At 46.5% G+C, this 23,191-nt stretch carries 17 protein-coding genes; 10 read left to right on the top strand and 7 right to left on the bottom strand.

Annotation, left to right across the window (positions count from 1 at the left end; translation table 11 throughout):
- Positions 1 to 103 precede the first annotated feature (103 nt).
- The gene (locus QUA10_RS08830) at positions 104 to 1,786 is read left to right on the top strand and encodes a tetratricopeptide repeat protein (protein WP_333082432.1); all 1,683 of its coding nucleotides are present in this window, start codon (positions 104 to 106) and stop codon (positions 1,784 to 1,786) included.
- A gap of 411 nt (positions 1,787 to 2,197) precedes the next feature.
- On the opposite strand, the gene QUA10_RS08825 is transcribed toward QUA10_RS08830, so the two are convergent.
- Positions 2,198 to 4,660 (bottom strand): ATP-dependent helicase, encoded by a 2,463-nt coding sequence (locus QUA10_RS08825; protein WP_333082433.1) that lies wholly within the window; start codon positions 4,658 to 4,660, stop codon positions 2,198 to 2,200.
- A 455-nt stretch (positions 4,661 to 5,115) separates the two neighbouring features.
- On the opposite strand from QUA10_RS08825, the gene QUA10_RS08820 reads away from it, so the two are divergent.
- The gene (locus QUA10_RS08820; protein WP_333082434.1) at positions 5,116 to 6,123 is read left to right on the top strand and encodes a DUF4349 domain-containing protein; all 1,008 of its coding nucleotides are present in this window, start codon (positions 5,116 to 5,118) and stop codon (positions 6,121 to 6,123) included.
- Between the two features lie 157 nt (positions 6,124 to 6,280).
- Here QUA10_RS08820 and QUA10_RS08815 read toward each other — a convergent pair whose 3' ends face one another.
- A complete protein-coding gene (locus tag QUA10_RS08815) occupies positions 6,281 to 7,375 on the bottom strand; it encodes a RuBisCO accumulation factor 1 (RefSeq protein WP_333082436.1) in 1,095 nt (364 codons plus the stop codon).
- 156 nt (positions 7,376 to 7,531) lie between these two features.
- Here QUA10_RS08815 and QUA10_RS08810 point away from each other — a divergent pair, with 156 nt between their 5' ends.
- The 4 genes from QUA10_RS08810 to QUA10_RS08795 all read left to right on the top strand — a co-directional run bounded on the left by QUA10_RS08810 (position 7,532) and on the right by QUA10_RS08795 (position 11,376).
- Positions 7,532 to 8,476 (top strand): response regulator, encoded by a 945-nt coding sequence (locus QUA10_RS08810; protein ID WP_333082437.1) that lies wholly within the window; start codon positions 7,532 to 7,534, stop codon positions 8,474 to 8,476.
- A 359-nt stretch (positions 8,477 to 8,835) separates the two neighbouring features.
- Complete coding sequence (gene ubiE, locus QUA10_RS08805) at positions 8,836 to 9,549, top strand: bifunctional demethylmenaquinone methyltransferase/2-methoxy-6-polyprenyl-1,4-benzoquinol methylase UbiE (protein ID WP_333082438.1); 714 nt, start codon at positions 8,836 to 8,838, stop codon at positions 9,547 to 9,549.
- Between the two features lie 117 nt (positions 9,550 to 9,666).
- Entirely contained in the window at positions 9,667 to 10,899 is a 1,233-nt protein-coding gene (locus QUA10_RS08800; RefSeq protein WP_333082439.1) for a DUF445 family protein, read from the top strand.
- A gap of 168 nt (positions 10,900 to 11,067) precedes the next feature.
- Entirely contained in the window at positions 11,068 to 11,376 is a 309-nt protein-coding gene (locus tag QUA10_RS08795) for a DUF3493 domain-containing protein (RefSeq protein ID WP_333057719.1), read from the top strand.
- Positions 11,377 to 11,713: 337 nt separating this feature from the next.
- On the opposite strand, the gene QUA10_RS08790 is transcribed toward QUA10_RS08795, so the two are convergent.
- Positions 11,714 to 11,842, bottom strand: coding sequence for a hypothetical protein (locus QUA10_RS08790; protein ID WP_333082440.1), 129 nt, complete (start codon positions 11,840 to 11,842; stop codon positions 11,714 to 11,716).
- A gap of 279 nt (positions 11,843 to 12,121) precedes the next feature.
- Between QUA10_RS08790 and QUA10_RS08785 the strand changes: the two genes are divergently transcribed.
- The 3 genes from QUA10_RS08785 to QUA10_RS08775 all read left to right on the top strand — a co-directional run bounded on the left by QUA10_RS08785 (position 12,122) and on the right by QUA10_RS08775 (position 16,339).
- Complete coding sequence (locus QUA10_RS08785; protein WP_333082441.1) at positions 12,122 to 12,697, top strand: alpha/beta hydrolase; 576 nt, start codon at positions 12,122 to 12,124, stop codon at positions 12,695 to 12,697.
- A gap of 558 nt (positions 12,698 to 13,255) precedes the next feature.
- Positions 13,256 to 14,464: a DegT/DnrJ/EryC1/StrS family aminotransferase gene (locus QUA10_RS08780; protein ID WP_333082442.1), complete on the top strand. Its 1,209-nt coding sequence runs from the start codon at positions 13,256 to 13,258 to the stop codon at positions 14,462 to 14,464.
- Between the two features lie 747 nt (positions 14,465 to 15,211).
- Positions 15,212 to 16,339, top strand: coding sequence for a glycosyltransferase family 4 protein (locus QUA10_RS08775; protein WP_333082443.1), 1,128 nt, complete (start codon positions 15,212 to 15,214; stop codon positions 16,337 to 16,339).
- 156 nt (positions 16,340 to 16,495) lie between these two features.
- Here the strand turns inward: QUA10_RS08775 and QUA10_RS08770 are convergent, their stop codons facing one another.
- The 3 genes from QUA10_RS08770 to QUA10_RS08760 form a co-directional block, all read right to left on the bottom strand.
- Entirely contained in the window at positions 16,496 to 17,677 is a 1,182-nt protein-coding gene (locus QUA10_RS08770; RefSeq protein WP_333082444.1) for a glycosyltransferase family 4 protein, read from the bottom strand.
- Between the two features lie 422 nt (positions 17,678 to 18,099).
- Complete coding sequence (locus QUA10_RS08765; RefSeq protein ID WP_333082445.1) at positions 18,100 to 18,324, bottom strand: hypothetical protein; 225 nt, start codon at positions 18,322 to 18,324, stop codon at positions 18,100 to 18,102.
- 241 nt (positions 18,325 to 18,565) lie between these two features.
- A complete protein-coding gene (locus QUA10_RS08760; protein WP_333082447.1) occupies positions 18,566 to 19,306 on the bottom strand; it encodes a low-complexity tail membrane protein in 741 nt (246 codons plus the stop codon).
- A gap of 256 nt (positions 19,307 to 19,562) precedes the next feature.
- Between QUA10_RS08760 and QUA10_RS08755 the strand changes: the two genes are divergently transcribed.
- Entirely contained in the window at positions 19,563 to 19,691 is a 129-nt protein-coding gene (locus QUA10_RS08755; RefSeq protein WP_333086223.1) for a hypothetical protein, read from the top strand.
- Here QUA10_RS08755 and infB read toward each other — a convergent pair.
- A complete protein-coding gene (gene infB, locus QUA10_RS08750; RefSeq protein WP_333082448.1) occupies positions 19,666 to 22,833 on the bottom strand; it encodes a translation initiation factor IF-2 in 3,168 nt (1,055 codons plus the stop codon). The genes QUA10_RS08755 and infB overlap by 26 nt on opposite strands.
- Positions 22,834 to 23,191 lie beyond the last annotated feature (358 nt).

The following is a 23,191-nucleotide window of genomic DNA, read 5'->3' as shown; positions in this document are numbered from 1 at the left end:
ATGCTAAATTTGTTTCAAAACAGCAGCGAGATTAAGAAAAGCATAAGTTAATATATAAGACCGCAAGCTTGTTATCCCACTAAATTTTTTATGTGCAAGGCGTATGCCAGACCTCTCGACTTCGGCTCCTGAAAACTCCTCAAACCCCCAACCAGCTCTGCTGCCGCCGATTTTAAGAATTTTTGCAGCATTTCCAGATTACGATCGGGGCAATAGATTGTACGCCGCAGGAAGGTACGAAGCGGCAGTCCTTTGCTACGGAAAAGCGGTTCAAATCAAGCCGGACTGGGCCAGGGCGTGGCTGAATCTGGGCAAAGCTTACAAGCAACTGCATTCCTACGCAGAAACCGTAGCCTGCGCCGATCAAGCTACTGCAATTAATCCCGAAGAATACTGGGCTTGGATGCTGCGCGGGACAGGGCTGTTAAGTTTGCAAAATCACTCAGAAGCGATCGCCGCTTTCGACACCGCAATTCAAATCAATTCAGAAAAGCACGAAGCTTGGTATCAGCGCGGCAGAGTTTTAGAGGAATTGCAGCAGTGGGATGCAGCCGCAACCTGTTACAAAAAAGCAACCCAACTTCATCCGAATTTACCCGCCATGTGGTATAGGCAAGGCAACGTCTTGGTTCAAGCAGAGCGCTATCCTGAAGCGGTGGCTGCTTTCGAGCGCGCGCTGAAACTCGTCCCGACTAATTGGGAAGCTTGGCTGAACCGAGGTTTGGCTTTGATGAAAGCCGAACGCTACGCTGAAGCTGTCACTTCTTACGATCGCGCCATTCAACTGCAACCACAAAATAGTCTGGCTTGGTTCAATCGGGGCATTGCTTCCGCAAAATTGCACAAATATGCAGAAGCGGTGACAGCTTACGATCGCGTACTGCAAATGCAACCCAACGACTGCGAAGCTTGGTTTTATAAAGGAATGGCCCTCAAACACCAGTGGGCAGATGCGGCAATTGCTTGTTTCGATCGGGCAATTCAAATTAATTCTTTTTATCCCGAAGCATGGATCGGGCGCGGTCAAACACTGTCAGAATCGAGAGATTTTGAAGGGGCGATCGCTGCTTTTGACCAAGCCGTTCAAATTAATCCGAATTTTCCCGAAGCTTGGCTGGGTAGAGGCATCGCCCTAGCAGGATTGGAACGCTACAAAGAGGCAATTATCGCTTACAGTAATGCCCTACAAATTGAAGGTAATTTTCTAGAAGCTTGGAACTTGCGAGGCGAAGCTCTGGAAAAATTACAGCAATACGAAGAAGCGATCGCCTGTTTTGATAAAGTAATCTCTCTGACTTCAGAAGCAGAAATTACATCAAAAGTAGGTTTGCAGCAAGGCGCAGCGCTGGAAAAATTGCAGCGTTACGAAGAAGCAGTCGCAGCTTACAACCGCGTACTAAAAATCGTGCCAGACAATTTTGAAGCTTGGTTGCAACGCGGCAACGCTTTGTCAAAATTGCAGCAGTACGAACAAGCTCTAGCATCATACGATCGAGCAATTACTGTCTGGCCCGATAACTATCAAGGCTGGGTACAGCGAGGTCTGATCCTAGGGGAAATGCAGAACTATTCCCAAGCACTCGTCGCTTTTGACCAAGTGATTCAACTCAAGCCAGACAACTGGGAAGCTTGGGCGCAGCGGGGCGACGTTTTGCAAAAATTGCAGCGAACTCAAGATGCCATTAGCTCTTACGGAGTCGCCCTCGAAATCAAACCAGATTACTACGAAGCTCTAGTTAGTCGAGAAGAATTGAGACTTAAGGGCACGATGTCAGGAAAGTGGTGAGGGGAAATTGACAAAAATTTTTGAGTTTTGAAATTGCTTTGTTCTTTGTAACGTTGCGCTGGGGTAAAGTTTTAACCTAAACTTCCCCCTGCAAATCAGCTAATCCGCATTTAATACCATTTCACTAAAATCGTGCAACACTCTTCGACCCCCTTAGCCCCCCCGCTGCATTGCGGGGGGAACAAGAATACTGTTGCATTCTTTTTTAAAATTGGTATAAATTGCATGGTAAAATAAATTTTCACTCTTGTGGGAAGTAGGGGTTGGGCCGGAAAGCCCGCCCTCAACATACAATTTAAATGAACAACAATTAACAATCGAATTAAGTTGATTATGCGACAAAGATAGGAATTTTCTAACGCCAGATAACTTGTGATAAGCTGATGCACCTCAGCTTAATTATGACTTCTTTTATATAGCATTACTCGGAAATCTCTGCTTCAAAACAGGCATTATCGGACAAGGTTTTTGCTCCTGTAAATTCTCTGGTTTGTTCCAAGTAAAAGGCCCTTTTTGCTCCGCCGCCATCCACAACAAACTTTTTGCTCGCGTCATCGCCACATACAGCAGTCGAAACTCTTCTGCTGTTTTCAAATAACCTGCTTGTTCCCAGGCTTCGCCTAGATTTGGTAAAGGATATTTTTCGTGCAAACTTGCTCGAATCTGCGCTCTCGCTACCTCTGCTAAAGTGAAATCTCCTAAAAATCGGGCTTGCGGCAAAACTCGCAAATTTCCGGGGATGGTTTGTTCGTGCAGAAACGGCAAAAATACGCAGTCCCAATCCAATCCTTTGGCTTTGTGCATGGTAATAATTGTTAGTTGACCTTTGCTGGTATAGCGTTCTTCTATTTTGTCGTCTGCATCCACAGGTTCAAATCTTTCGGAACTGACAATTTCGCTCAGTACATCCAAAATATTCCGCATTGAATTGTTGCCGGCTGTTTGGATTGCTACTCGTTCTGCTAATTTGTCGGCCGTGGCTAATTCTGTTTGGTCGTATTGCAGCGCTAAGGCTAAGAATGAAATGATTTGGTATGGTGGCAGTTCTAAGCTAGCTTGCAGCAAACCGCAGCAAAAATAGCGGCATTTGCGAACCGGGTCTGACTGCTGGGGGTCTAGGGGGCCTGGGTAAAGGAATTGTTCGGGGCTGGTAGCAAAAGCATTGTAGTCTTGTTTGGGGATCAGTTGCCGATCGCTCAAAATCTTTAAGGCTGCTTTCAGGTAGTCTGGAGAGTGGGGGCGATCGAGAAATTGTAGCAGTGTTAAGATTTCCCAAGGTACTTGAGAATGTCTGTCGCGTTCTCCCACATCCTCAATTTTAATTCCATATTTGTGCAAATCAAAGCTTAATCCGTGTTTTTTCGGATTTTCTATCACTTCTTTGATAAACTTACCTTGTTTGTTTTCCCGCACCAAAATAGCCATCGATTTCAGATTTTCTAACGGCAATTTTGCACAATTTTCACCCTCGCTAGCTTCACCGCCTGATTCGATATTTTTGCCATTTATTCCAAATTCAAACTCTGCCGGTAAAAATTCTTCTACTAACTCAATTACCCGCTTGCCAATTAACTCAACTGTATGGTATATATCGCGGGGAGTATGCAATTCTAAGCCTCGACCAATGGGAGCCGGATTGGCATTCTGCTGCGGGTCATGGCTGGGTACGGGCTTAATAGTTTGGTCGCGAAAAGGCTTTTCATTTTTTGCTAATTCCGAACCATTTACCCATTGCAACATAAAGTTAGCGGCATCGATAATTACCTGGGTGCTGCGACCTGCGCCGTCCATTGTCGCTAACTTATTCTCTACTTCGCACTCATCACAAAATTGGTTAAAATAAATCGGATCGGCGGGAGTGAAAGTAGAATTAATCGCTTGATTTGGGTCGCCAACTCTGATAAAATTGGGAGGTAAGGTAGGATAATCGGGATCGATCGCCAATGTTTCCAAAAGCCGAGTTTGCAAAGGTGTAGAATCCTGCGCTTCGTCCTCAAAAACGGCAAATACTTGCTTTTGCTCGATCGCCCTCGCCCTCGGATTGTCCAACACCCGCAAAGCGGCTAAAATCATCTCGTCGTAATCGATGAATTCTCTACTCCTCAACAAAGCCTGATATTTTTGATATAAACCCCCAGCTACTGCTAAAATCTCATAACCGTCCCCAGTATCAAGAGCGTTCATTTCTAACAACTGTTCGGGAAATAAACCAGAAGATTTCGCCTCGTGAATCACAGTTTTAGCTACCTGTGGCAAAATTTCCGTCCGCAAAACCGATTGTCGCCGCAGCCTCTCCGTTTCCTCTCCGTCGAATTGCTGTCCTTCCAGTAAAACTTGATATCGGCGAGGATTTTCCGCAATCCAAAGTTCTACACAGGTGCGAATTAATCGGTGACTTTGAGTTGGAGTTACTAAGGTTGAATTTTCTAAATTTAAACCCGACAAATCAGGATGGCGCATCGCAATATTCAAAGCTAAACCGTGCAAAGTGTGCACCGCAAAACCGCCTTGAGATAAAGATAATTCTGCCAATCTTTCCCGAATTTTAGCTTTAATATTAGCAGCAGCCGATCGCGTAAATGTCACGACAATTAACTGTCGGCGGCTGTGAAGCCCGTTGCGGGCGATCGCAATTGCTGACGCAGCAGCCATTCCCGTAGACTTCCCGGCCCCTGGAACCGCCGAAACAGCAAGGGGGCCGCCTTGCCAATCCGCCATGTCCTGCTGCCCCGCACGCAAGCTTTCGCGAATTTTAAGGCAAGCTTGTTCTCGCAAAACTGCGGCAACCGCTGATTCTGAAAGCGCAGAGGCTACATCCGGGCGCTCGATCTTGGTTGTCGATCGCATAAAATCAGTATCAAATTCATCTGTCATTCGATTTTAGATTTTAGATTTTAGATTTTAGATTTTAGATTAGAAAAATATTTGTGGCGTTCAGCCTTTTTAAACGGTATCAGAAACCGAGTTGCTTTAGTTGCGCCTATGCCAAAAACCCGAACCGTCAATCGATTTTAGATTTTAGATTTTAGATTTTAGATTGAATAAAGCGACCTCGCTCAGAAATCCGGGGGCTGGCGGGAGCGAGGAGCTTTTTTCTAGCTCCACGGATAAATGCGGGGACTTGTGACCCCATTGTTTTCGGTCATCAAACCGATATTTATTGGCGTTCATCTGCGTTCATCTGCGTTTATCTGCGGTTAAAAATCCCAAAGTATTCAACCTCTACCGTTTCCATTTCGGTATCGGCTAAACTAATGCTATCTATTGAAGCTTAAATTGAAACAAGCATAAAATTCAATACCCAAGCCTTTTTTATAGGAGTCACCCAAATGAAAACTTACCTCAAAATCAATTCCCCCCCGCACCAGCCAAACCCAAACCCAGCCAACAGCAGCACAACTCGTTTTGCTGTGGCGGTATTCTTAACTTTATCTTCAGCCATTGCTTTGCCTAGCTGCGGAGGATCTCAACTGACCAGCAGCGCTCCAGGCGGCGCAGATTCACCCAGCATCCGTGAAAACCAAGTTGCCGCATCGGCTCCACAATCGGCACCAGCACCCGAGCCAGCAGCCCAGAGGTCAAAAACTCCTGGTGCATCAAAAAAAGCAGCAGAAACGACCGCAACCCGTCCTCAACTGATTAAAAAAGCCCAACTCAGTGTAGTGGTCAAATCTATTGACGCCAGCACTAAATCTGTTACTAATATTGTCGAAAAACAGGAAGGCGATATCTTGGGTTTTCAAAATCAAAAGCCCCCGGATTCGAGTGTCCGCCAAACGGCTTCTGTGGAGATTCGCGTGCCTCAAGAACGTTTAGAAACGACTTTAGACGCTTTGGCCAAACTCGGAACTGTAGAGAACCGTTCTCTGACGGCTGAGGATGTTACCGATCAATTAGTTGACAGCGAGGCTAGGCTGCGAAACCTTCGCAAATCAGAGGAAATGGTGTTAAAAATTATGGAGCGATCGGGTTCTGTCGGCGACGTGCTCAAAGCTGCTCAAGAGTTGAGCAATATTCGGGAGTCGATCGAACGCATTGACGCTCAGTTAAAAAGTTTGCGAAATCAAGTAGCCTATTCGACTATTAGCTTAACTCTAGAAGCAGCAGTATCGGCTCAACAAACTCCCGAACCTTCTCTAGGTTTGCGGGTACAGGAAACTTGGGGGAAAGCGACTCATTCTGTGGGTGAATTGACGCTAGGTTTGTTTGGTTTGGGTATTTGGCTGTTGGCTTACAGTCCTTATTTTCTGTTAATTGGGGCTGCGGTTTACGGCTTTAATCGATTTAAGAAACAGCATTCTGTTCCGCAAATTCAAGAACCGAAACCGCCGCAGTAGTCATTAGTCATTAGTCATTAGTCATTCCACCCACATAAAATTTATGTATTTTGGAACGACCGGAGAACCCGTTCTTAAAACCAACAACAACTGACAAGTAACAACTAACAACCGTCAACTGACAACAGTCAACAGTCAACAGTCAACTGACCACTGACTAATCATCAATTTGCCATCCATCTTTGGTATAGTCTTCATCCACAATTTTTTTCGGACGCATCACCAGCACAACTCGCCCCAAAATAGGAATATCTGGGGATTGTTCAAACCAGTACAATTCTAAATTGCCAGCGTTATCTGCGAGGAAATAACTGTCAGCATCCCACTGTCTTTGAGCTCGATCGGCAATAATCAAAACTTCTTCAACTTTGCCTTGCAGCGGTACCGGCAATTGATCGCTCATTTCCAAAACAGCCACCGGATCTTCAGCGTTCAAAATTACCTGCCATCCGGGAATCGCCACCCAAGCTCCGGCTCCAGAAAATTTTACCATTCGGAACGGCTCGATTTCCTCCGGCAAAGGCACTGCCAGCAAATCTGTCGTAGAAAGCGGCAATTTGCCCACAACCGGGACAACGCGCGGCAATTGTTCTTCGGTATCCAGCCGATAGACGGGCAAGCGGGGCGCTTCCCGTCTGGAAACTACGGTAAAATCAACGAGCAACTGCTCGATTTGCGCCCTAGCGGTTGGGCTGCTAGCTAATTTTAAACCGCGAGCAATTAAGCGCGATCGCTCTTGCAAATCGCTTTTCTGTCTCGCTAATTGCCAGCATTGGTAAGCCATAGCATCGCCGGGAGTGTCTGTGAACCCTTGGGGGAGACTCCCGAAGTGCGAAAACTCCTTGATCGCTTTAGCAACTTGGCGAGCATCGTCAACATCCAAATTGTGGGTTAGCATCAAAGCAGCCGCCCCGGCACGCTCTACTTGAGAGAGAATCCGAAACTCGTATAAGATATCGCTACCTTTGCCCAAAAAGTGCGATCGAACTTCCTCTGAAGCCCCAGCATTTACCATGCTGGTGTAAACTTGGGCTGCGACGCTTACTTGATTTTGCTGAATTGGCTCAAAACCAGTTTCTTCAAAAATCCTTTGAGAGTTGTAGCCAGCTTTTAGCAGTGCTGTGCAGGCCTGTCCCCACTCTACCCAAGTGCCTTCTTTGCGGCGGAGCGATCGAATTAACTTTTCAGCATCCACAGCATTGGTGGAGGGTGCAGATGCAGGAGGGGAGGAATCTTGCGGTGTATCAGTCATAATTGAATCAAAAACTAGCGCTAAGTTATGTGTTATTGGATACCGGCAAGGCTCGTGTCGCGGCAGAGCGATAGATTAATAGTAAGTGAGTTATGAGACTATTGTTACAGAATAGTTGCTCGCCTAAATTTACAAAGGGGAGTTTATCGTATTGTTATGGATAATGCCATTTCAGAGCTAGATCAAATTAAACGCCAGCTCATGACCCTACACAGACCGAAAAAGCCCAAAATGCTGGTAGTAGACGACGAACCAGACAATCTGGATTTACTCTACCGCACTTTCCGACGAGATTTTAACGTGCTCAAAGCTGAGAGCGGAATTCGCGCCTTGGAAGTCCTCGGCATCGAAGGCGAGGTCGCCGTCATCATTTCCGACCAGCGGATGCCCGAAATGAAGGGGACGGAGTTTTTGAGCAAAACCGTACCCCAGTTTCCGAATACGGTCAGAATTATCTTGACTGGTTTTACGGACATTGAAGACTTGGTGGATGCGATTAACTCAGGACAGGTTTACAAGTATATCACTAAGCCTTGGGACCCGAACGAATTGAAAATGGTGGTGCAAAAAGCGGCCGAGACTTATGAAATTCTCAAGCAGCGGACTGAGGAATTGGATCGCGCCCAAAATCAAATACAACTGTTAGCAACAATTATGCAAACGGCTGTGGATTATCCGAGTTTGGAAGCAAGTTTAGAGCCAATTGCTACTGCGATAAGTGATAATTTTTTGGCGGACTGTTGCATTTTGCAACTGGTGGACGGAAATGTTTTGATGCCACTCCAAGGCTGTCACACCACTGGTTCACCTGTGGAAAATTGGCTGGCAGATGATCCTCTGGTTCGAGAAGCAATTACCTCTCAAACTATTCAGGGTGCTGTGAATATTGGACTCGACACAAACCTAGCGAGTCTGCCGCACTATCAGAAATCCGGCATTCAAGCTCACCTGACCATCCCGGTGGTTCACAAAGGTCGATCAATCGCCCTGATTTCCATGCAGTGGAAGCAACCTTGTTCCCTGCGCCCCGACGAACTCACAACAGTTCACCTCGCCGCTCAAGAAGTTGCTTTGGTATTGACGAGTTTTCAGGGTCATTAGTCATCAGTCAGTCGATTTTAGATTTTAGATTTTAGATTTTAGATTTACTTGCAGCGCAGTGAATCTTGGAGCTTGAACAAAAGTCTAAAATTTTGGAATATCCACGACAATTGTCGGGAGCTTGTACCTGTTTTTGGGCGGGGTCATCAGTCATTAGTTGTCAGTCATTAGTTATTAGTCGGCTGTTTGTCTTGAGTTGAAAATAATAGCAAACGAAGGATTCAAGACAAAATCTCGCGGATAGCTAACAATACAAAGCATTAATGACTGGCGACAGCATGACATGAATGCACGGATTAATTGTTTTTACGTGATGACAAACTAGCCACCAATTACAAATTACCAATCACCAATGACTAATGACTAATAACGCAGAACAAATTAAAACTATATTTAATCGAATTGCACCAGTTTACAATCAATTGAACGACTGGTTGAGTTTTGGGCAACACCGGATTTGGAAGCAAATGGCGGTGAAATGGAGCAGTGCTGGCCCCGGAAATACTTGTTTAGACTTGTGCTGCGGTAGCGGGGATCTAGCTTTGTTGCTGGCTAAACAAGCAGGGCCGACCGGTTGCGTATTTGGAGTAGATTTTTCCGCCGAACAATTGGCCGTGGCGGCCAAGCGCGATCAACCTTTTCTCACCCCTGCAAGTCCCATTTCCTGGGTAGAAGCTGACGCCCTATACTTGCCTTTTGCTGACAATTACTTCGACTGCGCCACAATGGGTTATGGCCTACGTAACGTGACTGACATCCCCCGCAGTCTTCAGGAATTGCACCGCGTACTCAAACCCGGTGCCAAAGCAGCTATTCTCGACCTCCACCGCCCCAGCAATTCCCTAATGCGGAGCTTTCAGCAGTTTTATCTAGACAGTCTCGTAGTGCCCATTGCTCAGCAATTTGGAATGACTCAAGAATATGCTTACATTAATCCTAGTTTAGAAAAATTCCCGATCGGCCAGGAGCAAGTCGCGATCGCCAACAAAGCCGGATTTGCCACCGCCACCCACTACCCCATTGCCGGAGCTATGATGGGAGTATTGGTACTAGCCAAAGCAATTGACAATTAAAAATGCTTGCAGTTTCGGTCGAGCCAATACGCCCGATCAAAATTTTAGACCAAGGTTCAACCCCCAGATTCATCTGTGGAGTAAATCTAAAATCTAAAATCTAAAATCTAAAATCTTATGAATCCGTCTGACATTTGGCTGTTGTTGGCCCCACCTGTAGTGGGAGGAATTATTGGCTATTTCACTAACGATATAGCTATCAAAATGCTGTTCCGCCCCTATCGAGCTATTTACATCAAAGGGCGGCAGTTGCCTTTCACTCCAGGCTTGATCCCCCGCAACCAAGAGCGTTTAGCAAAGCGAATTTCCGACACAATTATGGGTTCCCTGCTGACGCCGGAGGAACTGCAAAACTTGGCGCGCCGCCTCCTGCAAACCGAGCGGATGCAGTCGGTGATTCTCTGGTTGTTGCAGTTGGCGCTGGATCAGGTAAAAGCAGACGCAGAGCAAAAAACCGCTAAAATTCTCGCTAACATTTTGCGAGATTTGCTGGGGGAATCTGTGCCGCGAATTCTCAAAGTTTTGGCGCGCCGGGAAGATTTTTTAGAAGCTCAGCTAAATCAAATTTTTGATCAAGTTTTGCTGGAGATTCAGCTAACGGAATCTCAGGCAGCTCAGCTTGCTGAGTGGTTGTTGCAGGTAGTAATACCCCCGGAAGTGCTGCGGCAGGCTTTAATTGACTTTTTGACGGATCGCAATATTTCGATCATCGATGAAGGGTTTCGAGAAAAAACCAGTGGCACTTATTGGGTAGTAGCAAATTTGTTTGGTTTGCGCAATACTTTAACTCGGCTGCGGACTTTTTGTCTTGATGACAGAGAAGCGACAAATCAGCGCTTAGCAGAGTTAACTATTTCTTTGGGGATTCGCGGGCGAATTCAGGAATGGCTGCAAAATTTGTCGATGCAAAATTTACCGGTTTCGACTGTGAGACAGTTGCGAAAAACTATGCGCGACAGCGTTCGCAGCTATGTTCAACAGCGGGGTACAGATGTACTTGAGGGGTTGAGCAAATCTATTGACTGGGAAAATATTTCGCGGTTGATTCTCAATCGCTTGCAAACTTCAGCGGTGATGAGCGCTTCCCTGGAAATTGTCAGCAAAGAACTGGCTTTGGTTTTAGAGCGTTATTTAGAGCGGGATTTAGAAAATATTGTAGCTCAGGCTATCCCGATTTTGAATATTGACCAGGTGATTGTCGATCGAGTCAAAGGTACTTCTCCTGAAGAGTTGGAGTTAGCAATTCAGGGAATTGTCAAAAGCGAGTTGCAGGGAATTGTAAATTTAGGAGGCATTTTGGGCGTTTTTGTCGGCTGTTTGCAGACAGTTGTGCTTTTGCTTCAGCGATGATTTATTTCGGCAGTTGTGAGATATTTGTTCTAGTCTAATATTCACTCGACTTGGGCCCACAGTACCAAAAACCAGGCTTTTCGACCATATTGGCCACCTCAGCCGGAGGATTTTTGGTATAAATCGGGTTTTTGTGGCTCCATCCTAATTTACTTATTTTCTAAATCTATGCCAGCTCCAAATTCGGACGATCGCACAAACATCCCAAAAAACCCGCGCAACCTTAGCCGCCAACAATACGAGCGTTTAACCGCAGAAATGGCCACTCCCTACCGGCCTCTGCGACAGTTTGTTTACGTAGCTTGTGGCGCTTCGGGCTTTATCGGCGGCTTGGTTTTCCTCGCTAAAATTGCCTCTGGCCGGGAAATTGGCTCTGCTTTGCCTAATTTTGCTCTACAAGTCGGAGTGGTGGCCCTGATGGTGTTCCTGTTTCGCTGGGAGCAGCGCGCCGAGGGCCGCTCCCCGAAGTCGAAGTAACAAAAGTTTACAAATCGAGACAAATATCTATCTGACGCAAGGAAAAGTTAGAAATATAAAGAAATTATTATGAAATCCTGGTTTGCCAGCGATCCCTGTAATGATAATGATGTGGCTTCAATTGGGGTCAGCAAATTTAAAGGCCCTAATCATAAACCGCTTGTAATTCGTTCAATTGGGGTCAGCTTTCATAAAGACCCTAAATATATAAAATAAATTTAAGCCCAGCGCCAGCCTTCACTGATAGAAGAGCTGGCGTTCGGCATTTTGGTAGGCTCAGGAGTTGGGGAGATAGAATCAGTAGGGTGTGCACCGCGCACAGAGTCAAAATCCCGTACTAGCGCCCGGAACCGAGTTTTTTGCCTACCATCCGATATAGGAATACCAGTTCCCAAAAATCATGCAACTCTTGGCCGATGCTGGAAACTACGATCGTCCTCACTAATTCGCAAATCTCAAATCTCAAATCTCAAATCTCAAAGAGGCCAGTAGCAGCGCCCGGAACCGAGTTTTTTGCCTAGCATCCGATATAGGGAATACCAGTTCCCAAAAATCATGCAACTCTTGGCTGATGCTGGAAACCATGATCGTCCTCACTAATTCGCAATTCTAAAATCTAAAATCTAAAATGGTATAAGTGCTGGGGCGATCGAATAATTTGGCATTTGCCGAAGACCTGAGCCTGTGCAGTAACTAATGAGATGTGTCAAAGTCGAAGTAGAAAAAGATGTTAGGAGATTTGACTATGGGTAGATCATTTTTCAAAAAGCGGTGGACGTTATTTTTAGCAGCAGGCGCGGGAATTGTATTTTACAGTAATGCTGCGGCGGCTGCCGAAAAGGTAGTGCTCAAATACAGTGCGATCCGAATGACTTTACCCGTCAGCGAATTAGAAATTTTTGCAGAAACTGGGCAAATGTCGCCCGCGTTAGAAATGCTGCTGGGAAAAGCAAAAAAAGACCCGGAAGCCGTTCGCAACAGTCTGACGAGACCAGTGAAAGTCAGTCAAAGCTTTTTGGATCGGACGCTTAACAGCAAGGTTGGCGAAATAATTCTCGATGAAGTGGGTCAGGTAATTCGCACTCCTTCTGGGAATGCAAATCGAGAAGCTTTGCGCGAGGCCTTGGTGCTGTCTGCAACTAATGATAACGAGATTACACTGCTGGAGGCGATGAAGAATTATCCGAATTCAGAAGTTTATGTTGAGGGCGACCGCTTAGTTGAAGCTTACGGCAAACTTGTAGCTTTGTCAGAACAATTGGGCGGCGTTTCAGAACGGCTGCAAGACATTTTGAACAAGATTCGTCTGCCTCGATTGTAGTGGATTTGGTCAAGGACGGTTGATTGCTTCGAGCGAGCGCAGAATGTTGCTGAACCTGCATCAATTACAGGGGAGTTACATTTTTTTTGTGCAAAATTTGCCTAGATTTTACACGATTTAAAACAAAATCTAACTCCACCCAAGCTCCAAACCTCACGGGAATGTGTCATCCGTAATTCTAAAATTAAAAATCACAAATCAGATAACTTCTCTGTCAAATCTTTCTTGGGATAGATGTTCGACACCTTACAAAAAATTGATAGAGAAAGAAAACATTTTCTTAAAAAAATATTTAAAGTAAAAAATGCGGGTAAGAGCTTGTGTATCACCCATAAACTGAAATACGATCTACTGGACATTGCAGATTCTCTATCTTAAAATATATAAATTCTGTCAGGGTCAGGCGCTTGCGAAAAAACGGCTTGTCATTAGTAAGCTTGTTATACAAAAGATGCCATTACACAAGGTATTAGCAAAAGATCTGGATAAAAAACGCTGATACTGCATTCATTAACACTTCCATTTGATCAAGTTTACTTACTGGGTAAGACTAGCAACATGAACAACAATCCTATTCGTTCAAAAGACCGTTTCTTGGTTTTCGGTGCTCCGGCGATCGAAGATTCTGAAATTCAAGAAGTGGTGGCAACCATGAAAACAGGTTGGTTGGGTACAGGCCCTAAAGTCAGGAAGTTTCAAGACGAATTTAATGCTTACAAGGGTTCCCAGTACGCGATTGCAGTCAATTCCTGTACGGCGGGACTGCACTTGAGCGTCCTCGCTGCTGGCTTGGAACCGGGGGATGAAGTCATTACTACTCCGATGACTTTTTGCGCTACAGTTAATGCCATCATCCACGCCGGGGCAACACCGGTATTGGCGGATGTAGATCCGGTGACAATGAATATTGACCCGGCTCAAGTCGAAGCTAAAATCACTTCAAAAACTAAAGCAATTTTGCCGGTTCACTTCGCAGGTCGTCCCTGCGATATGGATGCGCTTTGCGAGATTGCTCGCCGTCACAACTTGAAGTTAATTGAAGACTGTGCTCACGCGATCGAAACAGAGTACAAGGGACGGAAAGCAGGCACATTTGGCGACTTCGGATGCTTCAGCTTTTATGTCACCAAAAACATTACGACCGGGGAAGGAGGAATGATTCTGGCCGCCAGTCAAGAAGACGCCGACAGGCTCAACATTTTAGCGCTGCACGGTATGAGCAAAGATGCTTGGAAGCGCTTCAGCGACTCGGGTTACAAGCACTACCAAGTGGTGGAAGTCGGTTTTAAATACAATATGATGGATCTGCAAGCTGCGATCGGCATTCATCAATTGAAACGAGTCACGCCTTACTGGCAGCGGCGGGAGCAGATTTGGCAGCGCTACAACGAAGCATTTGCGGATTTGCCGATTACTTTGCCAGCCAACTCCGAACCGGATACAATTCATGCTTATCACCTGTACACCATCCTGGTAGATGAAGCCAAAACTGGAATCAGCCGCGACGAATTTCTCGACGCTATCAATGCTGAAAATATCGGTGTCGGCGTACATTATATGAGTATGCCGGAACATCCTGTCTATCAAAAAATGTTTGGATGGCATACCGAAGATTATCCGAATGCTGGCTACATTGGGCGGCATACAGTTAGCTTGCCGATTTCGGCCAAATTAACAGATGCAGATGTGGAAGATGTGATTGCTGCTGTTAAAAAATGTTTGGCGATCGGCAAAACTAAGAATCCAGCTTTGGCAACAGCAGGCTAAAGTCCTGAAATAGTTTGCCATACAAACATCCTAGCTGTTTTTTAAGAAAAGCAGCTAGGATGTTTTTTAACTCCACAACGCCCTTTGGAAGGTAATGATCTAGCAACCTTTTCGGTGCCACCGGAGGTTTTTAATAGCCCCAACCATTGATTTTATTGCATTTACCTTCTGATTTCCCCCAAGGAGGGAGCACGGGTGTTGAACTTCTTCCTTGTTCCTTCTGCTATACCAAATCCGGGTTTAATACCCGGTCGATGGATTTGAGATTTGAAATTTGAGATTTTAGATGCCACAAAAGCGGCCTGTACCATTCTCCGTTCGCTCGGATGCCCAGGTGAGTGAGGCCTGATCCGCGGCCGCGATCCGGGAGCTTGTACCCTGGATGTTTTCGATCAGTGATTTTAGTACGTAATATCCAGGAGGAGAGTAGGTGTAACAGCAATTTCAATCGCCACGTTATCTAAAACGCTTGAAAAGCCCTATTTACTAGGACGCCAAACATCTTGGAAAAATTTTCAGTGCATTTTGGATGCTGCTGTTTCATTCTTTACAGTAAAAATACATAATTTTTGGTTCAGGGCCTTGTCAGTGAATTTACTTAATGTTATGTTGTCACCATACAATCACTGTCAGACGGCAGAATCTACTTTTCAATCAAACAAGACTGGTCTCTAAACCGAGCCTCATTTTTCTATGTCCGTGTTTAGAAACAAGTAGAAAAACTTTAGTTAACTCAAGATGAATCCCATGTTAAAACTGAGTGCTTTATTCCCAATTCATTGCAATGACCGAGCCATCAGCCACGTATTTTTTTCAGTGTGCAAAGAATGGCAAAAACCTGAGCTGAAGGCTCGCATGGTTGTCCCGAGTTGCGATCGCTCCTGCCGCAACTCAAATATAGTTGAAGCAATTCCGTCATTACTGACAAACTTGTATTACCGCAGCCCTACTGCTCCCAAAATCAAGGCAGAGAAGCGTTTTCTCAAAGATATCAAAAATTTTGATGTTGCCTACTTGTGGCCCGCTATATCATTAGATACTGTAAAGAGCGTTAACAAGCAAAGTAAGCCGATTTTTTGGGAGCGAGTTAATACTTGTCAAAAGCAAGCTAAGAGTATCCTTGACGATGCTTACTCTCGCTTGGAATTGCAACCTCAACACACAATTACCCCAGAAAAAATTAAGACCGAAGAGCAAAAACTCAAGCTAGTTGACTTTCTGTTTTGTCCCAGTCCGGCAGTAGTAAAATCATTTCAAGAAGCCGGAGTTCCTGAAGAAAAACTGGTGTTAACCACTGAAGGTTGGTCGCCGTCGCGTTTCCCCAATTATCAATCCCAAAAACCGGCCTCAGAGGAAGTTAACGTCCTTTTCCTAGGTTTTGCCTGCGTCCGAAAAGGGACTCACCTGCTCTTACAGGCTTGGGAGCGAGCTGGGATTAAGGGAAAGCTGACAATTTTTGGCTCCCTCGAACCGGCAATTGCTCACACTTGCAGCCATTTGCTCAAACGTCCTGATGTAGTTCACTTTGATTATGCCCTGGACTACAGTTCTGCCTATCGCCAAGCTGACTTTTTTGCCTTTCCCAGTCTGGAGGAAGGTAGCGCACTCGTTATCTATGAAGCAATGGCTCATGGTTTGCCGATTCTGGCTTCACCGATGGGAGGAGGCGGTGTTGTGCGTGATGGCGTTGAGGGCATAATTCTTCCTCCTTACGATACTGACGCCTGGGTGGAGGCACTACGAAAACTATCTAATTCTCCTGATTTGCGGGCTAAGATGGGAGCCGCCGCCCGCCAGCGAGCTTTGGAGTTTACTTGGCAAAAAGTTGCGGCTAGGCGCGGAGAGCAGATTCGGCAAAAAATGCAGGCAAAATAAAAACTCAATAGGAGAGGACTGACGAAGAGTCCTTATTTGTTAAAATCTTTAAGAAACGACTCTTCGTCCTCACGACTTGCCTGATGAGGGTTAAATGACAGGACTAGATATAAGTCCTACTCAAGTTTAATTAGGTTGACCTAATTATTAACTTTTTCATGAGTTATAGGCTCCAGAAGCTAGTCGTTGTTCAAATAACCACTGTTTGCTTTCAGGAGAATCATCCAGCCAGCGATCGATCAAGTCCGCCCATTTGACAGGCAGACGCAACTCCTGCCAGGTTGAGTGAGAAGCGACAGAAAGATTGTGGTAAAGCGCTGAATCCGAAATAACTTTTTCGATACATTCTGCTAAAGCCAGAGAGTTACCCGCCTCAAAAATCATCGAATTAATACCGTGTTTTAAGTGGGTTTTAAACATCGGGTGATCCGAAGCTACTATCGGTGTTCTAGTGCGTAAAGCGTGCTGAATTGTCAGGGGAAAACCTTCGGGATAGTCGTGCCTGCTAGTAACTAACACGAGATCGGATTCTCTCATTAAAGGTTCTAAACTATGAGTTGGCACGATTCCCAGAAAATCTACACAATCTTTAATTTGCAACTCTTCGACTCGCTGGGCAAAAAACTCCTCTTCACCTTTACCTGCCATTTTTAAGTGAACTGATATATTATTCCGTTCTCTTAACTTTGCTACGGCTCTCAATATATCGCCCACTCCCTTACTTTGTACTAACGAGCCAGCGTAAAAAAGTTTAATTTTTTTGATGTCCGCAGGGATTGTTTTCGGCGACAAAGAGCCGGGGTTGGTCTCTAAGAGAAAGTCCCAGGGAATTATTTTATCAGCTTTTACTCCTATTTCTTTGAACAATAAAGATGAAGTAATGCCGTAAGTTCCAACCCATTCTATTTGGTTGTTATTCAACAATTGGGATAGGAAATAGTTGCGGTATTTATTGCGCCAAGTTTTTGTTGCAATAGATTCGGCAAATACAGCGAGGGTTTTAATTTCGTTTTTAATTGCCCAATTAAAAAGGTCTGGAAAAGTCGTCCGCAGGACTAAATGAGTCGGATTTTGCTTGGCAATTAAGTCGATCAATTTTTTGGAATCAATTTTGTAATTAAATCCGCAACCGATCGCCCGCACGCCGTTTTCTAGAACCCGATCGTTAAATTCTGGTGTCATGCAGCAAATAACTGTTACTGACTCCGCTCGTTTTGCCATCTCGGTGACGGCATCAACAGAATATTTTTGAGCGTAGTATGTTTCGCTTCCACCTTTGGCTAAACGCTCAAAGGCTTCTGCGTAATCGCCGGCATACTGAACTATTACTAAGCGCATTTTCTTCTACTCTGGTTGTAGACTATTTAATAGGACTTACGGTGCAAAAAGTTTGTAAGTATGTTGATGGGGACGGTTTGATGTACCGCCACAACCGCACTATTAATTTTATTTTGCTTCAGCCTTATTATAAACAGTTCCGGCAACACGCACGTCAATAGATAGCGGCCGCAGTCGCTTTGTATGGGGGCTTTCAGGCTAATTTTCTCGGAATTTTTCAAGTGGGTGTTGCCAGTAGAAGGCGGAAATTAATCCCGACTAAGTAAGGAGAAATACTGTCCCCTGCAATTTGATCTCCGAAGTTGCGATCGACACTCACTCTCGACACTCACTATCGGCACTCACTTAGCATATTGGAGGGGATGCCAGCAGCATTGGGCTATAAAATTCACAAACCGTGACAATATTTGGTTTTAGGGTACTCAATAAGCCAAAGTTTCTAAAGTTTCCCGCAGATAGGAACGAACCTGCTGATCGATGGTGGCATTTTGCTGCTGACGCTCAAAATTGAGTTCTAGCTGCCAGCGTTGAAATCCTGAACTTGCACCGATCGCGGATTTGAGACTGCCCCAGATTTCAGAATCTTCGCACAGCTCGATCGGATCGGCGGCTTGAGGTTCTTGTGCGATGGGTAGATAATTCGCCATATTGTTATACCTCTGTTTTAATCCCTTGTAAGGATTGAAAGCTGACCTTGACACTCTCTATTATAGATTCTTCTCTCCAAAGAGCCAACATAAAATATCCACAACCTGCGATTAAAAATTAAATATTAAGACTATTAATAATCTCTATCCGAAGAGGGGCCTTACCTATTTTTTGCACAGCATACATCTGTACAAATTAAAGTAGCTTAAACTACAATTGTCCCCCTCTTAATTTTTTATTTCACTTTTTTTCGATCGACTCTTCGGGTAGAGATGTAACGCCGTTGGTGTCAGCAGGTTTTGGGTTGACAATACTGCCGACTGACAAATTCCCTATGCTGGATGCTAGCCCAATTGACTCTGCGGGTGCAGCCACAGCGGCAGTTGTCTCGGCTGCCAAAGCCGGCAAAAGTCGATCAACTTGCCAAGGCGCGATCGTAAAATCCTGCCGAATTTTTTCTAAAACATAAGGCTTTGTCGCTGCAAATTCTGATTCCGGCGTCAGCAAAACCGCCATGACACTAGCAGACACCTGCAAAAACAGATTGCTAGCTAAAAAAGCAGCAATTGCCAACAACAATCCAGCCCACCGCCAGGAAGGAGGAAAGGGAGCCACCGAAGCCGCCAGGGGAGCCAATCGGTAAAGCTGCCACAAAATTACTGCCAGCAAAACAGCGACAAATAGAGCGAGTCCTTTATTTAACTTAGTTTTAAACCGAGTCAGAATCTGCTGCTGCACAGAAGTTAAATTCTGCGGTTTCACCGCCACAACTAAAATACTAAAAATGTAAAAAGGGCGGAACCACTGCATCCACAGCACAGGAACAATACCGGCTACAGCCACTAAAAATATTTCTAACCAGACAGGGAGCAGGGGAGAACCCACTGCGAGTCCCAGCAAGCACAGTCCCAGGAAAATCGGCAGTGTAGCCGCCCCAGAAAGGTGAATCCACAAAAAAGGATCTGACCAAAAAGAACGCACTTTAAATAATTATGAGTTATGAATTAGGAGTTTTGAATCTTGGATTTTGAGATTTTGGGATGCACTCTTGACTCTGAAATCTGATGCGAGGAGTAAATATTTAGCTATCAAACCGAGGACTTACAAGCAGAAATCTGGTTTATTTCGGTAATTCTTATTTGAGCGAGCGAATTTTAAATTTTAAGCAAGGGTAAAGACGATTAGGAAGTTCTTAATTCCTTCTTCCTTCTTCTTTCGGTCAACTGTCAACTGTCAGATGAGTTTGGGAGTATTGAGTGAAGAGAAGAGTTGCGAGCGATCGGCAATTTGGTTGCGATCGCTCAAAAATTCTCTTCCCGCTCAACACTCACAACTCAAAACTATTGAGAGAGAGTCCGGCGCTTAGTAACCATCCGGTAGGCTTCAATAATATCGCCATCCGCCCAGTCGCTAAATCCGCTCAAGGAAATACCGCATTCAAAGCCAGCATTGACTTCCTTGGCATCTTCCTTCATCCGTTTTAGGGAGTCGAGGACACCTTCGTAAACGACATTGTTACCCCGGCGCACCCGCACCTTACAGTTACGGATGACTTTGCCAGAGAGTACCATACATCCAGCCACAGCCCCGCGACCGATCGCAAAGACAGCGCGCACTTCGACTTGACCCAAAGGTTCTTCCACCAATTCGGGTTCCAGCAGGCCTTCCATCGCCCCTTGAATATCATCCAAGAGGTTGTAGATGATGCCGTATTCCCGCACGTCTACCCCCGCTTGGTCAGCGGCGAGGCGAGCGTCGGTGGCGAGAGTAGTATTGAACCCGATAATTACAGCATTACTGGCTGCAGCGAGGTCAATATCCGTTTCGGTAATTTCCCCAGGAGCAGATAGCAGCAGTCGGAGTTGAACTTCTTTTTGAGGAAGTTGAGTCAGAGCGCCGACAATTGCTTCGAGGGAGCCTTGGACATCTGCCTTCAAGATCAAGTTGAGTTCTTTGAGAACGCCTTCCTTAGCTTGTTGAGAGAAGCCACTGAGGCTGATCCGACCGCCTTGCAGCAGGCGGGAATCTCGTTGGGAGGTAGCTCTTCCGCTTGCGATCGCTGCCGCTTCTTTTTCGTTTGCGAAGACATCAAACTCGTCTCCGGCGCGAGGAACTTCCCGCAGCCCTAGCACTTCCACCGCGAAGGATGGAGTTGCGTGCTCTACGCGATCGCCCCGGTCATCGATCATGGCGCGCACCTTGCCCAGAGCCGATCCTGCGACCACAATATCGCCCACTCGCAGAGTGCCGTTCTGCACCAGCAGAGTTGCCACAGGTCCCCTTGCCTTGTCGAGGTGAGCTTCAATCACAGTACCCTTAGCCGGTCGGTGCGGGTTGGCGTTGAGGTCTTCCATTTCCGCCACTGTCAGAATCATTTCCAACAGAGTATCCAGGTTTTCGCCGCGGATAGCGCTGACTGGAACCATCGTGATATCACCGCCCCAGTCATCTGCCACCAAGCCGTACTCAGTAAGCTCTTGCTTCACCCGTTCCGGCTGAGCACCCTCCTTGTCAACTTTATTGATAGCCACAACAATTGGCACTTTCGCCGCTTTCGCGTGGCTGATCGCTTCAATTGTCTGGGGTCGCACGCCGTCGTCCGCCGCCACCACCAAGATGGCGATGTCCGTAACCCGTGTTCCCCGAGCCCGCATCGCTGTAAAGGCTTCGTGACCGGGCGTATCCAAAAATACCACCTGCTGGCTCTTGCCTTCATGTACCACATCTACGTGGTAAGCACCGATGTGCTGGGTAATGCCCCCAGCTTCTCCCTGAGCCACCTTGGTTTTGCGGATCGAGTCGAGCAAGGTAGTTTTACCGTGATCCACGTGACCCATAATCGTTACGACTGGCGGACGGCGTTCGAGGTATTCCAAATCCGCTGCGTCCAGCATCTCGATCACTTTGATAGCTGGGGCTACTTTTTCTGGGGTTTCCACCTCTACGCCCATTTCTTCGGCTACCATCCTCACCGCTGGAATGTCCAGGGTTTCGGTAATATTTACCGCAATTCCTTTAGAGAACAGCCGCTTAATAATTTCGGTTTCGGGAACTGCCAAAGTAATTGCTAGTTCCTGAACGGTCATCGGTCTGCTCAGCAGCAGCTTTTCTGGACGTTCTACCTTAGCTTCGGCTGTTTTGCCCCGGTTGCCGCGTCCCCCACTAGAACCAGAAGAAGAACTTTTATCGTGAGAAGGGCCCGGTCTTTTATTTTTTCCACTGCTTCCGGGTGCGCCCGGAGTTGGTGTTGACTTGGGTGCTGCTTGTGACTTCGCTTTAGCTGGGCGGGCTAGGGACAGGCTGACCGTGACTGGTGCTGGCATATCCAAGCCGTTTTCTAAGTCGTCGTCATCCTCATCTATTGGTTTGAGGCGAGAACGTTTTGCCTTAACAGCCTTGGCAGCTTTGGCAGCATCTGAGTTTTCGTCATCATCTTCTTCCCAAATGACCGATGTCTTTTTGGCAGGACGAGGGAGAGAAGGCCTTTCGAGGAGAGTAATCCCCAGCAACGGCGTATTATCTTCTTCATTGTCATCAGTGTCATCCCCTGCGGCTCCGGTGTCACCGCCGCGGCTACGCAGCCCGGTAGCTGACGTTGCGGGGGCAAGGCTCCGGCGCGGGCCACCGGGCTGGGGTCGATCGGCAAGTTGAGTTTTGACTGGACCACCAGCGCCTTCCCGGCGCGGTCTTTGCGCGTCGCGAGATTCGGTAGGAGAGCCCGGTGCAGGTCTGCTGGGGCGGCTGGGTTTAGCCGGCGCTTCCAGAGTTTCTGACTGTCCTGATTGCTCTTGCTCGGTTTTTGCAAGTTTGAGTACCGGCTTGTTCCCCAGATTTTGTGGGGTACGGCTAGCCGACTCGGACGCCGCTCTGACTGGGGGCGACGTGAGTTTGGCCGACGGCGCAGGGGGGGCGATCGGTGGTTGCTGAGTGCGTTCTGGAGCCTTTTCCGACGGCGGTTGAGGTGCCGCAGGTGCCTGAGCCTGGGCGGTGGTTTCCGGGGCGATCGCACCTACATTTTCCGACACTTCTGACGGAGCCGCCGACACAGCGACATTTGGCTTCGACAGTACAGGTCGATTGATATTCGGTTTAGCGGGAGGCTGGAGTTGTTGAGCTGCAGGCGACTTGGGAGGAGTTGCCACGGTTGCCGCCGGCTGATTTTGGTTCTCCTCGTTGCCTGCAGGCTGGGAGTTTGCACCAGCCGGTCGTACTTTGGGACTGCGTATTTCTAAAATTTGCTGCTTTTTTTGTTGGTCGTTAGGGTGAGGGCCAGATTCTCTAGATGGCGCTGCTGCTCTTTCGGGTGGAGCTGGCTTGCCGGGGGAAGAGTGGCTACTGGCTACGTATTTTTCCGCCGTTTTGCGAATGCGCTCTGCTTCGGATTCTGTAATTGTGCTGCTGTGGCTCTTGACTGAAATATTGAGCCGCTCGCAAACTGCCAAGATGTCTTTATTATCCAAATTTAGTTCCCGTGATAATTCGTAAATTCTTACTTTGCCGTTGTTCATCCACTCTGCCCTCTTTTGTGCCAACCAGTTTTTACATTGTGATTTTTTGTGCTAATGACGACATCATTCGGTGTGATTGATTCAGTGTCAGGAATCGGGGTTTTGGTACTCGCTCAGCAATTTTATCTAAAAGATGCAACTCGCTGAAGTCTGCGGTTGAAGAATTCTCAAGTCTGTTTGGGAACTTGGAACTCCGAAGTCTGAGTTTTGGCAAAACCCACTCTCTCAAGCTTCAAAGTTTGCCTTTCCACCTTGAGGATACCTCTGCTAGTACCCTACCCTTATCTAATCTGACACAAATCTTTCCAGACTGGTGGGCAGATCGGATTGGGGTTTTATAGCTGGCGCTACCGGTAAT

The sequence above is a fragment of the Microcoleus sp. Pol8_D6 genome, from assembly GCF_036700965.1.
In the GTDB taxonomy this organism is placed as follows: Bacteria; Cyanobacteriota; Cyanobacteriia; order Cyanobacteriales; family Microcoleaceae; genus Microcoleus.
This window is presented reverse-complemented; position numbering and strand designations above follow the sequence as displayed.